Source organism: Lysobacter sp. 5GHs7-4, assembly GCF_021284765.1.
In the GTDB taxonomy this organism is placed as follows: domain Bacteria; phylum Pseudomonadota; class Gammaproteobacteria; order Xanthomonadales; family Xanthomonadaceae; genus Lysobacter.
This window is the reverse complement of the sequence record NZ_CP089924.1, coordinates 1069227-1081385: the sequence shown is the minus strand read 5'-3', so window position 1 is coordinate 1081385 and position 12159 is coordinate 1069227. Positions and strand designations below refer to the sequence as shown.

12 protein-coding genes, 1 tRNA gene and 2 pseudogenes are annotated in these 12159 nt (G+C 68.2%); 4 read left to right on the top strand and 11 right to left on the bottom strand.

All coding sequences use genetic code 11. The annotated features are described in order from the left end of the window. Positions 1 to 16: 16 nt before the first annotated feature. The 6 genes and pseudogenes from LVB77_RS04680 to LVB77_RS04655 form a co-directional block, all read right to left on the bottom strand. The gene (locus LVB77_RS04680) at positions 17 to 916 is read right to left on the bottom strand and encodes a hypothetical protein (RefSeq protein WP_232909048.1); all 900 of its coding nucleotides are present in this window, start codon (positions 914 to 916) and stop codon (positions 17 to 19) included. 119 nt (positions 917 to 1035) lie between these two features. Then, positions 1036 to 1935 (bottom strand): NAD(+) diphosphatase, encoded by a 900-nt coding sequence (gene nudC / locus LVB77_RS04675; RefSeq protein ID WP_232910151.1) that lies wholly within the window; start codon positions 1933 to 1935, stop codon positions 1036 to 1038. Positions 1936 to 2000: 65 nt separating this feature from the next. Further along, positions 2001 to 2378 carry an iron-sulfur cluster insertion protein ErpA gene (gene erpA / locus LVB77_RS04670; protein ID WP_232909047.1) on the bottom strand — a complete coding sequence of 126 codons (378 nt, stop codon included), beginning with the start codon at positions 2376 to 2378 and terminating at the stop codon, positions 2001 to 2003. Between the two features lie 316 nt (positions 2379 to 2694). Then, positions 2695 to 3357, bottom strand: a complete 663-nt coding sequence (locus LVB77_RS04665; protein WP_232909046.1) for a DUF6776 family protein — start codon at positions 3355 to 3357, stop codon at positions 2695 to 2697. Between the two features lie 185 nt (positions 3358 to 3542). Then, a pseudogene (locus LVB77_RS04660) lies at positions 3543 to 3914 on the bottom strand (polymer-forming cytoskeletal protein); the annotation flags it as partial. A 3-nt stretch (positions 3915 to 3917) separates the two neighbouring features. After that, positions 3918 to 4652 (bottom strand): DUF6776 family protein, encoded by a 735-nt coding sequence (locus tag LVB77_RS04655; RefSeq protein WP_232909045.1) that lies wholly within the window; start codon positions 4650 to 4652, stop codon positions 3918 to 3920. Between the two features lie 68 nt (positions 4653 to 4720). Here LVB77_RS04655 and LVB77_RS04650 point away from each other — a divergent pair, with 68 nt between their 5' ends. Continuing rightward, complete coding sequence (locus tag LVB77_RS04650) at positions 4721 to 5308, top strand: DUF4126 domain-containing protein (RefSeq protein WP_232909044.1); 588 nt, start codon at positions 4721 to 4723, stop codon at positions 5306 to 5308. A 160-nt stretch (positions 5309 to 5468) separates the two neighbouring features. On the opposite strand, the gene bfr is transcribed toward LVB77_RS04650, so the two are convergent. The 3 genes and pseudogenes from bfr to LVB77_RS04635 form a co-directional block, all read right to left on the bottom strand. Continuing rightward, positions 5469 to 5939, bottom strand: a complete 471-nt coding sequence (bfr, locus tag LVB77_RS04645) for a bacterioferritin (protein WP_232909043.1) — start codon at positions 5937 to 5939, stop codon at positions 5469 to 5471. A 144-nt stretch (positions 5940 to 6083) separates the two neighbouring features. Continuing rightward, positions 6084 to 6287, bottom strand: a complete 204-nt coding sequence (locus tag LVB77_RS04640; protein ID WP_232909042.1) for a (2Fe-2S)-binding protein — start codon at positions 6285 to 6287, stop codon at positions 6084 to 6086. A 211-nt stretch (positions 6288 to 6498) separates the two neighbouring features. After that, positions 6499 to 6978 (bottom strand): annotated as a pseudogene (locus tag LVB77_RS04635) (RNA pyrophosphohydrolase); the annotation flags it as partial. 115 nt (positions 6979 to 7093) lie between these two features. Between LVB77_RS04635 and LVB77_RS04630 the strand changes: the two are divergent. The 3 genes from LVB77_RS04630 (at position 7094) to LVB77_RS04620 (ending at position 8288) form a co-directional block, all read left to right on the top strand. Continuing rightward, positions 7094 to 7170 (top strand) — tRNA-Met (locus LVB77_RS04630). Positions 7171 to 7295: 125 nt separating this feature from the next. Continuing rightward, on the top strand, positions 7296 to 7649 hold the full coding sequence (queD, locus tag LVB77_RS04625; protein WP_232909041.1) for a 6-carboxytetrahydropterin synthase QueD: 354 nt from the start codon (positions 7296 to 7298) through the stop codon (positions 7647 to 7649). Between the two features lie 234 nt (positions 7650 to 7883). Further along, positions 7884 to 8288: a phasin family protein gene (locus LVB77_RS04620; protein WP_232909040.1), complete on the top strand. Its 405-nt coding sequence runs from the start codon at positions 7884 to 7886 to the stop codon at positions 8286 to 8288. 58 nt (positions 8289 to 8346) lie between these two features. Here LVB77_RS04620 and LVB77_RS04615 read toward each other — a convergent pair whose 3' ends face one another. Beyond that, a complete protein-coding gene (locus LVB77_RS04615; protein WP_232909039.1) occupies positions 8347 to 8502 on the bottom strand; it encodes a hypothetical protein in 156 nt (51 codons plus the stop codon). 464 nt (positions 8503 to 8966) lie between these two features. Next, positions 8967 to 12152: a multidrug efflux RND transporter permease subunit gene (locus LVB77_RS04610; protein WP_232909038.1), complete on the bottom strand. Its 3186-nt coding sequence runs from the start codon at positions 12150 to 12152 to the stop codon at positions 8967 to 8969. Positions 12153 to 12159 lie beyond the last annotated feature (7 nt).

Sequence of the window (12159 nt, the reverse complement as noted above, 5' to 3'; positions counted from 1 at the left end):
GCGCGAGGCTGCAGGCTCAGCTGACGAAGCCGGCGATCACGAACAGCGCCAACACCGCCAGCCACACCAGCAGGCTGCGCCACACCAGGCTCATCGCATCGCGCAGCTCGGGCAGTTCCGAACTCGCGTACGCCGCGGCACCGGCCTCGTCGGCGTAGTCCGCAGCTTCCTCGGCCAGCTCGGTCTTCACGCTGGCGCGCGCGACCGCGCCCAGGAAACGGTTTTCCAGGCTCAAGGATGCGCCGCCGGACTCGCGCCAGGCGCCCAGCACGGTGTCGAAATTGCCGACCAGGGCCAACGCCAGGGTCAGCAGCTGCGCCACCGGCCATTCCAGGATCGCCAATAGGGTGCGCGCGCCCGCGGCGGTTTCGCCGGGCAGCTCTTGCGCGGCCTCGCCCTCGGCGGCCAGCTCGGTCAGGCGGTACAGCGCCGCGCCGAACGGGCCCAGCAGCAGGAACCAGAACAGCACCCCGAACCAGCGCCGCAGCGCGTTGCGGAACACCGCCTCGACCAGCGAGCCGCCGTCCAGCGACGGGGTCGCGTTGTGCGGCCACAGGCGCGCCGCGGCCTCGCGGCGCGAAGCCGGGTCCGGCGCGGCGACGATCGCGTCCACGTCCAGGTCCAGGTCGCGCGGTCCCCAAACGTAAAACAGCACCGCGATGCCGAACACCAAGCCGGCCAGGCCGTACAGCGGCTCGTCCAGGGCCAGCTGGAACAGACCCACCGCCAGCAGCGGCGGCACCAGCGCCAGGGCGATGCCCCAGCGGCCGCGCCAGATGCTGTCCTCGGGAAAGCGCGTGCCCAACCAGCGCAGCCAGTCGGCGTACCAGCCGTAATGCCGCACCGAGGCCGCCAGCGACTGCGCGAGGTGGCCCAGCACTAGCGCTACGACGGCGGCGATCAGCGTTTCTGACATTACGGCGCGGCTCCCGGCATGGCGTACCCGATGAATGCGTGGGCGGATGCGCGTCCGCGCATGCCGCCGTCACGGCCGGAAGCGTCGCAGCGCCCGGCCGAGCCCGATTCTACCGTGGCTCAACGCAGCGCACGTGCCTCGGCGGCCGCCAGCCACTGATCGATGAGCCAGCGCGAGATCGAAATGCTGGGCGACAGCAGCGGGCCGTCGTCGTCCTCGCGCGGCGCGCGCTCGCCGCGGGCCTGGGCCTCGCGGACTTCTTGTGCGCTGAACCAGCGCGCTTCTTCCAGCTCGTCGCCGACCTGCGGCTCGTCCGGCCCGGCCTCGGCGAAGAAGCCCAGCATCAGCGCGCCCGGGAACGGCCAGGGCTGCGAGCCCATGTAATGGCAGCGCAGCACGCGCACGCCGGCCTCTTCCAGCACCTCGCGCGCGACCGTCTGCTCCAGCGATTCGCCGGGCTCGACGAAGCCGGCCAGCACCGAGTAACGCCGCGCCGGCCAGCCGGTCTGGCGGCCCAGCAACAGGCGCTCGCCATCGCTGACGGCGACGATCACCGCCGGATCGGTGCGCGGGTAGTGCTCGGCGCCGCATTGGCCGCAGCGGCCTTGCCAGCCGCCGCGCGAGAATCCGACCTCGCCGCCGCAGACGCCGCAATGGCGGTTGCGCGTGCGCCAATGCTGCAGCGCGCGCGCCTGCGCGAACACGCTGGCATGCAGCGCCGGCCAGTGCGCGGCGGCACTGCGCAGGTCGACCCGGCGCGGCGCCTCGAACGCGGACAAGGTCGAATCCAGCGCGAACCAACCGACGCCGTCGGGCGCCAGGCCCAGAAACACGGCCGCGCCCACGCCGCCCGGACCGGCGCTGAGTTCGGTGCCGGTGGGGGCGAGCAGCTGGCCTTCGTCGTCGGCCAGGGCCTGGCCGGAGTCGTCTAGCAGGATCACGCGCGCCCGCGGCCACAGCGCAGTCAGCGCCTCGGGCTGGTCGCGCAGGTGGTCGGCACGATCCAGCGCCGCGCGCACCGCGGCGTCGCTGCCGGCTTCGACGAAGGCGTAGGGCGCGCGCGCCGCTTGGTCGGCCGCGTCGCTCACACCGCGAACGAGGAGCCGCAGCCGCAGGTGGTCTTGGCGTTCGGATTGCGGATCACGAACTGCGCGCCGTGCAGGCTTTCGGTGTAGTCGACCACGGCGCCCATCAGGTACTGCAGGCTCAGCGGGTCCACCAGCAGGGTCACCTCGTCGGTGCGCACGGCGAGGTCGTCTTCGCCCTGCTGCTCGTCGAACTCGAACCCGTATTGGAAGCCCGAACAGCCGCCGCCCTGGATGTAGACGCGCAGCTTGAGCGCGGCATTGCCCTCTTCGGCGATCAGCTCGCGCACCTTGGCCGCGGCCGCGCTGGTGAACTCGAGCGGACGCTCCAGCGACTGGTAGTCCGGCGCCGTGGGCAGGGCAGTGATGGTTTCCATGCCGTCAGGATGGGGGGCGAAGGCCGCGCATTCAAGCTCGCGGATCGAACGCTGCGGTCGATGGGTGGGGGTAACGCGGTTGGAGCGGCGCTGTAGGGCCTTGGGCGACCGGCTGAAGTCCCTGGATGCTCGGCTTACGCCGAAGTAAAGCGGAGCCCGCCTTCGCGGGAATGACGAGCAAAGGCGAAGGCCGCGACCCTGACACTCCTCCGCGAAACCCAGCCACCGGCTGAAGTCCCTGGATGCTCGGTTCGCGCCGAAGTAAAGCTGAGCCCGCCTGCGCGGAAATCACGAGCAAAAGCGAACGCCGGCGGTCCTACTCCACCGCCGTCGCCCCATTGCCCTCGCGCGTGGCCTCGGCCCAGGTGAAGGACTGCTCCACCGCCGCGCCGCTTTGCGGGGTCAGGCGCACGGTCAACCGCACCGGCGTCACGCCCGCGGGCAGGAACACATCGCCCTCGACCTGCTGGAAGTACTTGAACGAGTACGCCAGCCCGGGCGAATTCGGCTGCTGGCGCAGATCGTCCCAGCTCAGCTTCTGCAATTTGCCGCCACGCGTGCCTTCCAGCACCACCGTCAGGCGCCCGGCGCTGACCGCGCCACGGTTGAGGTTCTGCGTCAGCGTGCTGGTGAAATGCCAGGCGCCGCCGTTCTGCGGCTGCACGCGCAAGGCGTGCACGGCCAGGCCGCGGCGCTGGGCGGTGGAGCCGACCAGGCGCTCGTAGAAGGCCACGTCGGCGCGCAGGCCGGCGATTTCCTCGTCGCGCTCGGACAAGGTGCCCTGCAGGTCGCGGTTGGCCTCGCGGCTGATCTGGTCGGAACGGCTCAGCGTGGTCACGCGTTGGCGCAGCTGTTCCAGTTCGGCGCGTTCGGCGCGCAAGTCGCGCGCGGCGTCGGGGCTGAGCGTGGCCGGCGGCGCCGGCGACAACGCGCGCCACAGGCCCCAGCCGCCGAACGCGAGCACGGCGGTCAGCGCCACGGCGGCCGCATAACGCCAGTGGGCGGGTGCGTTCTGGGGACCGCGCGGCCCTGGATCGCGTGCTTCGGGGCTATGTTCGGATTGGGCCATGCCCCATTAATAGGGCGCGGCGCGGGCCGGCGCAATCGCCCTCAGTCGGCCAGGGCGTGCGCGGTCACCGGGGCTTCAGCGCCCGCGCGCGGCGCGCCGGCGGTGTCCGAATGGATCAGGCGGCCGGTCAGCATGGAGCCGGCGATCATCTCGACCACCTTGTAATGCACGTTGCCCAGCACGCGCGCCTTGGCCGCCAGCTCGACGCGCTCGGCGGCGTAGACGTCGCCGGTGAGTTCGCCGTTGATGATCACCACCGGCGCATGCACCTCGCCCTCGATGCTGCCGTTCTCGGCCAGGGTCAGCACCGCCAGCTGGCCCGGTTCGGCGACGATCTTGCCGACGATGCGGCCCTCGATGTACAGCCCGCCGCTGAACTGCAGGTCGCCGCGGATCACCACCTGCGGGCCGATCATGGTGTCGACCTGGCCGGCCGCGAGCTGGGTGGGTTTGTTGGGCTTGAACATGACTTAGGTTTCCCCGGTGACGGTTGCGCCGCTGCGCCAGTCGAACGCCTGATCCACCGAGGCGTTGTCGCCCCGCAGGGACACGCGCACGCGCTGCGGCGTGAACCCGGCCGGCAGCATCACGCTGCCGTCGAGCTGCTGGAAGTAGCGGAAAGAATAATCCTGCGCCGGCGCGGCCGGCTTCTGGTGCAGCTCGTTCCAGCCGACCGTGGCCAGCTTGCCGTTGCGCACGCCCTCGACCGCGAACTCGAGCCGGCCGGCGCTGACCGCGCCGCGGTTGAGGTTCTGGGTCAGCACGATCAGATAACGCCAGGTGCCGCCGGTTTCGGGCGAGAACTGGGTGGAATGCACGTTCAGGCCCTGCGGCTTGCCGGTGGAACCGACCAGGCGCTCGTAGAAGGCGACGTCGGCGCGCAGGTCGGCGATCTCCTCCTCGCGCTCGGCCAGGGCGCCCTGCACCTGCTTGTTGGCGACGCGGCTGATCTGATCCGAGCGCTCCAGCGTGGCCTCGCGCTGCTCCAGCTGGTCCAGGCGCGCCTGGCGCTCGCGCAGGGTCGCGCGCACCGCATCGAGTTCGGCGCTGACCCGGGGCAGCTGCGGCGCGGCGCGCCAGGTCGCCCAGGTCCAGGCGCCGGCCAGCGAGGCCAGCCACACCACCGCGACCACGGCCACGATCAGGGGCCGCCGGTCGGGCTGCTGCTGGACGATCACGAAACGGGGCGGTGGTGCCTTGGCCATGCGACGGGGGCGGCGGGGGCCGCTGCGTGGTTCTATACTCGGCCGACAAGTCTAGCGGGGTTGCCGCCGTGTCCGATGCGCACCTGTTCGCAATTGGGGTAGTTCTCGCCTGGTTGGCCGGGGTCCGGGTCTACCTGACCGTGTTCGGGGTCGGCATCGCCGGCGCCCTGGGCTGGCTGGATCTGCCGCAGGCCCTGCAGGCGACCCAGTCGCCGTGGGTGATCGGCGTGTCAGGCGTGCTCGCCGCCGCCGAATTCTTCGCCGACAAGATCCCCGGCGTGGATTCAGGCTGGGACTTGCTGCACACCCTGCTGCGGGTGCCCGCGGGCGCGTTCCTGGCGGCGGCCACGCTGTCGCCGGACGGCCAACTCGGCGCGGGCGCGCTCGCCACCGGCGCCGGCGTCGCCCTGGGCAGCCACCTGCTCAAGGCCGGCTCGCGCGTGCTGCTCAACACCTCGCCGGAGCCGGTGACCAATTGGACCGCCTCGGTCGGCGAGGACCTGGCCGTGGTCGGCACCCTGGCGCTGGTGTTCGCCCACCCGTGGATCGCGCTATCGCTGGTCGCCTTGATCAGCCTGGTCGTGGCGCTGTTGCTGTGGTGGGTCTGGCGGCTGATCTTCCGGCGCAAGCCCAAGCCGGTACCGGTGGCGGGCTGATCCCGCGATCGCACCCGCCGGCGTCGAACGCGACGTTCTTGGCGCCCAACAAAAAAGCCACCGGCATGCCGGTGGCTTCGATGTCTGGCTGGCGACGTGACGCGCGCGGCGCGCCCGATGGCTGGCTGGATGCGGTGGCCGGTCGCGTGCGACCGGCGCCTTACTCTTCGATCTTGGTCAGCAGGTAGTTCTGCTCGCCCAGGCGATCGATCAGCGCCAACTGGGTTTCGATCCAGTCGATGTGTTCTTCCTCCGAATCGAGGATGTCGGCGAACAGCTGACGGCTGACGTAATCGCCCACGGCCTCGGCGTGCTTGATGCCGTCGCGCAGCACCGGCAGCGCCTCCAGCTCCAGCGCCAGATCGCAGTTGAGCAGTTCGCGCGGGTTCTCGCCGATGCGCAGCTTGCCCAACGCCTGGAAGTTCGGCAGGCCGTCGAGGAACAGGATGCGCTCGGACAATTTGTCGGCGTGCTTCATCTCGTCGATCGACTCGTGGTACTCGTGATCGGCGAGTTCCTTCAGGCCCCAGTTCTTCAGCATCTTGGCGTGCAGGAAGTACTGGTTGATCGCGGTCAGCTCGTTATAGAGCGCCTTGTTGAGGAATTCGATGACCTTGGGGTCGCCCTTCATGGCCCTGCTCCAGCGTTTGCAATGGCGGCACTCTAGACCTTTCGCGCACGCCGTGACGGAACGCGAATCGAGTGCATTTCGCACACGGCGGCACAGGGGCGAATCGACGGAAGGCGGCGCCGCGGACCGCGACGCGCGGGACGGTCAGGCGGCTTGCTGCAACACCGGCAGCGGCAACTCGCGCGAGGCGCGGGCGCGTTCCAGCAGCTCGGAGGCCATGTCCAGACAGCTGCCGCAATTGGCGCCGGCGCCGGTCCGCATGGTCAGTTCGGGCACGCTGCGGCAACCGGCCTCGGCGGCCTGGAGGATGTCGCGTTCGGTGACTCCGTTGCAGATGCAGACGTACACGGTGGCGTTGGGCGGGCAGGCAGCCGGATCGGCTGCGAACCCATTTCGCCAGGAATGAGAATGATTGTCAATTCGTTGACGGATCCTGCCCCCCGCGGGCGTTCATCCCGGGTGGGCGCGACCGGGGCCGCTGGCGGTTGCGGCCGGGGCCGCCTGCGCGCGGGTCCATCTGCGGACGGGGGTCCGGGCCGGGCGCCGGCACCGCCTGGGCCCCGGCAATGCTGCGCGCGAACGGGGCCAGATGACGCAGGGCGCTGGAATAGACCCCGCGCTTGAACACCACCACGTGCTCGACCGGGTACCAGAAGTCCACCCAGCGCCAGTGGTCGAACTCGGGCTTGTCGGTCAGGTCCAGGCGCAGGTCGGACTCCTGCCCGGTCAGGCGCAGCAGGAACCAGACCTGTTTCTGGCCTATGCAGACCAGGCGGTCGTTGCGCCGGATGGCGCGCTGCGGCAGGCGGTAGCGCAGCCAGCCCGGGGTCGCGCCCAGCACCTCGACGTGCTGCGGCAGCAGGCCGGTCTCTTCGCGCAGCTCCCGGTACATCGCCTCGAGCGGCGTCTCGTCGGTGTTCATCCCGCCTTGCGGGAACTGCCAGCCGTCGCGATGCACGCGTCGGGCCCAGAACAGGCGGCCGTCCGGGTGCATCAGCACGATGCCGACATTGGGCCTGTAGCCGTCCGGATCGATCACGATGCGGACTCCAAATTCACTGCGTCCGACTCTGCCACGGCCCCCGCCCGACGACAAGCCGGCCCGGAACGATTGACGGCACCCGTCCCGGCATGAATAATTCGCGGTTCCCCGTGGCTATGTAGCTCAGCCGGTTAGAGCACAGCACTCATAATGCTGGGGTCGGTGGTTCGAGTCCACCCATAGCCACCATCGTTCCAGGCGCCGCACGCGCCGCAGTCAAAGCCCGCAGCCGCGGGCTTTTTCGTATCCGCCGCCCCATACGCCCCTTCGCCGGCCGGATCGCCGACCCAGGCGGCTTGCCGCACAATGACGCCATGAACATCTACAAGGTCTTTACCCTGGAAGCCGCGCACCGGCTGCCGAACGTACCGGAAGGCCATAAGTGCGCGCGCCTGCACGGCCATTCGTTCCGGGTCGAGGTGCACCTGGAAGGCGAGCTGGGCGAGCACAGCGGCTGGGTGATGGACTTCGGCGACGTCAAAAAGGCGTTCCAACCGCTGTACGACCAGCTCGACCACCACTACCTCAACGACATCCCCGGCCTGGAAAATCCGACCAGCGAGCGGCTGGCGGTGTGGATCTGGGAGCGCCTGAAGCCGGCGCTGCCGCTGCTGAGCGAGATCGTGGTCCACGAGACCTGCACCTCCGGCTGCCGCTACCGCGGCTGAGCCCCTGGAACGGCGGCCCGGCGCCGCCGTCCGTCATCGCGCGGTCATGGCCGCGGTCGATCCTGAGCCGCGCCGGATGCCCGCGGCGCACGCAAGCCATTGATTGAAAAGGCTGAATGAACAGCCGGCAACCGTTCGTCGGTTCGATGTTGCATCGCAACAAAGCCGGGATTATGCTGCACCGCACAATCCGAGCGATCCCTGCCCGGACCACCCGAATCTCAGGAGCACGCCATGTACCAGCAGTTCAACGAGCAGTTCGCCGCCGCGACGCGTCAGTTCGCTGACACGGCTGCTCAGGTCAACCGTCTGACCCTCGACAACGCCGAGGCCGTGTTCGGCCTGCAGCTGGCCGCGATCGAAGACCGTGTCAACGCCACCTTCGCTTTCTTCGGCGAAGCCGCCGAAGCCCGCGACTTCGACGCCCTCAAGACCCTGTGGCCGAAGGGCGTGCAGGTCGCCCGCGAGAACGTCGAGCGCGCCGTCAGCACCAACCAGGAAGTCTTCGGCCGCACCCTGAAGGCCAACGAAGCCATCGGCGAGCTGGCCAAGTCGCAGATCGAGTCGGCCGCCAAGACCACCCAGGCCAACGTCGAGAAGGCCACCAAGGCCGCCACCGCCAAGGTCGCCGCCAAGTAATCCGCAACGTCTCTCTCCTCGTCGTACCCCCGACGGACACGAAACCCGGTAGCGCGAGCTACCGGGTTTTTTGTTGGCTGGAATTCGGCGGCACGATTGCGTCGCAGCGCCCGCCGTTGCCGTTGCCGTTGCCGTTGCCGTTGCCGTTGCCGTTGCCGTTGCCGTTGAGTGTGCTCCGGCATTGAAGTCCATAGAACCGAAGCCACACGACCATTCCCAGACCCGGAGGGCGGCGCGCAGGACGCGCGCCGTTTTTCGATAAGACAGGGATGTCTTATCGAAAAATCCCCGCGCCAGAACCGAAGCCACACGGGAGCTCTGGGCTCAAGCCCTTCTCTTTGGTTACTTTCTCTTGGGCTAGCAAGAGAAAGTGACCCGCATGCGCAGCAGGCGGAAGCCTTTGACCTTCGGTCAGAAGCAGCAGAGCAACAACAAAAGCAAATCCTCCCCAACCCTCCTTTGTTAAAGGAGGGAGCTAAAAGCGCGACGCCGGAGTTTGGAGGCTATCGGAGCCGGACAGGCGCGGTAACCGGGATTCGCGGTCGCGGCTCACGCCGCTCCTACAGGGAGATAGTGCTGTTGCGGGCGACACGGGCTGAAACGCTCGGAAGTGACGCGACAAATGCGCGTCAAAAAAAACCCGCCTTTCGGCGGGCTTTTCGTTCATCGCGTCGCGACTCAAGTCGCCGGCTTGACCACCGGCGGCTCGTCGTCGTGACGCACGATCTTCGGCGCCTCGTCCAACTTGTCGCCCAGGATCCGGCGCACCACCACATAGAACACCGGGATCAACAGCACGCCCAGGAAGGTCGCGAAGATCATGCCGCCGATCACGCCGGTGCCGATCGCATGACGCGAATTGGCGCCCGCGCCCGAAGAGATCGCCAGCGGAATCACGCCCATGATGAACGCGAACGACGTCATCAGGATCGGACGGAACCGTAGCTTGCAGGCCTCGATCGTAGCCTCGCGCAAGGTCTTGCCCGCCTGCCGCTGCTCGATCGCGAACTCCACGATCAGGATCGCGTTCTTCGCCGCCAGACCGATCACCGTGATCAGGCCGATCTTGAAGTAGATGTCGTTGGGCAGACCGCGCAGCAACGAGAACACCACCGCGCCGAGCACGCCCAGCGGCACCACCAGCAACACCGCCACCGGCACCGACCAGCTTTCGTACAAGGCCGCCAGGCACAGGAACACCACCAGGATCGATAGCGCCATCAGCATCGGCGCCTGATTGCCCGACAGGATTTCCTGATAGGACTGGCCGGTCCAGTCGTAGCCGAAACCTTCCGGCAGGTCGTTGTCCACGATCGCCTGCATCGCGTTCATGGCCTCGCCCGAGCTGTGTCCCGGCGCCTGCGAACCCACGATCTCGACCGCCGAGTAACCGTTGTAACGGGTCAGCGAGGGCGAGGCCATGATCCACTTGCTGTGGACCACGTTGGTCAGCGGAATCATCGCGTTGGTGGTGACGTCCGCCGCGCTGCCGTCGACGTTGGTCGCCGCCGACGGGTTGGGCGTGTAGAAGCGGCTCAAGGCTTCCGGACCGGTGCGGTACTGCGCGTCGGCCTGCATGGTCACGCGCTTGATGCGGCCGTTGTCGACGAAGTCGTTGACGTAGACCGGCGCCAGCATCAGCTGGATCGAGCTGTAGATGTCGTTCACCGACAGGCCCATGGCCTGCGCCTGCACGCGGTCGACGTCGAGCTTGAGCTGCGGCGAATCTTCCTGCGTGTTCGGACGCACGCCGGTCAGCGCCTTGTTCTCGCCGGCCTTGCCCAACAGGATATTGCGCGCCTCGGCCAGGGCCTCGCGGCCCTTGCCGCCGCGGTCCTGCAGGTACATGTCGAAGCCGCCGAACGAACCCAGGCCGCTCACGGTGGGCAGGTTGATCACGAAGATCTGCGCGTCGCGGATGCCGGCCAAGGTGCCGTAGGTGGTCTGGATGAAGGTACTCGCGTCGACCTTGCGCTCGCCCCAGGGCTTCAGGCGAATGAAGGCCATGCCCATGTTCTCGCCCTGACCGACGAAGCTGAAGCCGGCCACTTCCATCATGCCGTCGTAGCCCTCCTGCTTCTCCAGGGCCTTGCGCATGTCGTCGAACACGGCCTGGGTGCGGCGCATGGTCGCGCCCGGCGGCAGCTGCACCAGCGCCAGCGCGTAACCCTGGTCCTCTTCGGGCAGGAAGCTGCCCGGCAGGCGGGTGAACAGGAAACCGCACAACACCGCCAGCGCCACGAACACCGCCATCCAGCGCGGCGCGTGCTTGACCGCGCTGCCGATGTGGCCGACGTAGGTGTTGGCGACCTTGTTGTAGACCGTGTTGAAGGCGCGGAAGACGAAGTTGGACTTATGGTGCTCGGTCGGCTTGAGCATGCTCGCGCACAGCGCCGGGGTGAAACCCAGCGCGAGGAACGCGGAGAACGCCATCGCCATGGCGATGGTGATCGCGAACTGTTTGTAGATCTCGCCGGCCGAACCGCCCTGGAACGCGCTGGGGATGAACACCGCCGCCAGCACCACGGTGATTGCCACCACCGCGCCGCTGATCTGGCTCATCGCCTTGATCGTGGCCTGGCGGGCGTTCAAGCCCTCCTCGGTCATGATGCGTTCGACGTTCTCGATCACCACGATCGCGTCGTCCACCACGATGCCGATCGCCAGCACCATGCCGAACAGGCTGAGCTGGTTGATGGTGAACCCGAGGATGTACATGCCCAGGAACGTGCCCATCAGCGCGATCGGGATGACCAGGGTCGGGATCAGGGTGGCGCGGAAGTTCTGCAGGAAGATCAGCATCACCAGGAACACCAGCACGATCGCCTCGAGCAGGGTCTTGACGACCTCCTCCACCGAGATGCGCACGAAGGTCGAGGTGTCGTAGGGCGAGAACCACTTCACGCCCTGCGGGAAGCTGGTCTGCAGCTCGTCCATGCGCTTGCGCACCGCCTCGGCCACGCCCAGGGCGTTGGCGCCGGGGCTGAGCAGCACGGCGAAGGCGCCGGTCGGGGCGCCGTTCCAGCGCGCTTCGAAGCCGTAGGACTGCGAACCGATCTTGATCCGGGCCACGTCCTTCAAGCGCACCGTAGTGCCGTCGGCGTTGGCGCGCAGGATGATGTTGCCGAACTCCTCGGGCGTGCTGAAGCGACCCTCGGCGGAGACCGTGGCGGTGTAGGCCTGCTCCTGCGGCGAGGGCTCGGCGCCGATCGAACCGGCCGCGAACTGCACGTTCTGGCCGCGCACCGCGCTCAGCACCTGGGTCGCCGACAGACCGTAGCCCTGCAGCTGCTCGGGGTTGAGCCAGATGTTCATGGCGTATTCGCTGCCGAACTGCTGGGTGCTGCCCACGCCGGGCACGCGCGCGATCTGGTCGAGCACGCGCGAACCGATCATGTCGCTGAGCGCGTTGGTGTCCACGCCCGGATTTTCCGAACGCAGCGCCACCACCATCAGGAAGTTCGAATTCGACTTGGCCACCACCACGCCCTGCCGGGTCACTTCTTCCGGCAGTCGCGGCGTCGCCAGGGCGACCTTGTTCTGCACCTGCACCTGGGCGATATCAGGATCGGTGCCGGGCGCGAAGGTCAGGGTGATCGAGGAGCCGCCCGAGGCGCTGGACGAGGAGCTGAAGTAATCGAGGTTGTCGATACCGGTCAGCTGCTGCTCGATCACCTGGGTGACCGCGCCTTCGGCGGTTTCGGCGCTGGCGCCGGGGTAGCTGGCCGAGATGCCCACCTGCGGCGGGGCGATGTTGGGATAGGACTCGACGCCGAGGTTGAAGATCGCGAGCACGCCGCCGAGCGTGATCAGGATCGCGATGACCCAGGCGAACACCGGGTGATTGATGAAGAATCTGGACATGGCGGTC

Excerpts from the sequence above, each read along its gene's own strand:
- LVB77_RS04680 (WP_232909048.1), bottom strand. The coding sequence starts at position 916 with ATGTCAGAAACGCTGATCGCCGCCGTCGTAGCGCTAGTGCTGGGCCAC.
- erpA (WP_232909047.1), bottom strand. The coding sequence starts at position 2,378 with ATGGAAACCATCACTGCCCTGCCCACGGCGCCGGACTACCAGTCGCTG.
- LVB77_RS04655 (WP_232909045.1), bottom strand. The coding sequence starts at position 4,652 with ATGGCCAAGGCACCACCGCCCCGTTTCGTGATCGTCCAGCAGCAGCCC.
- bfr (WP_232909043.1), bottom strand. The coding sequence starts at position 5,939 with ATGAAGGGCGACCCCAAGGTCATCGAATTCCTCAACAAGGCGCTCTAT.
- queD (WP_232909041.1), top strand. The coding sequence starts at position 7,296 with ATGAACATCTACAAGGTCTTTACCCTGGAAGCCGCGCACCGGCTGCCG.
- LVB77_RS04620 (WP_232909040.1), top strand. The coding sequence starts at position 7,884 with ATGTACCAGCAGTTCAACGAGCAGTTCGCCGCCGCGACGCGTCAGTTC.
- LVB77_RS04615 (WP_232909039.1), bottom strand. The coding sequence starts at position 8,502 with ATGGTCGTGTGGCTTCGGTTCTATGGACTTCAATGCCGGAGCACACTC.
- LVB77_RS04610 (WP_232909038.1), bottom strand. The coding sequence starts at position 12,152 with ATGTCCAGATTCTTCATCAATCACCCGGTGTTCGCCTGGGTCATCGCG.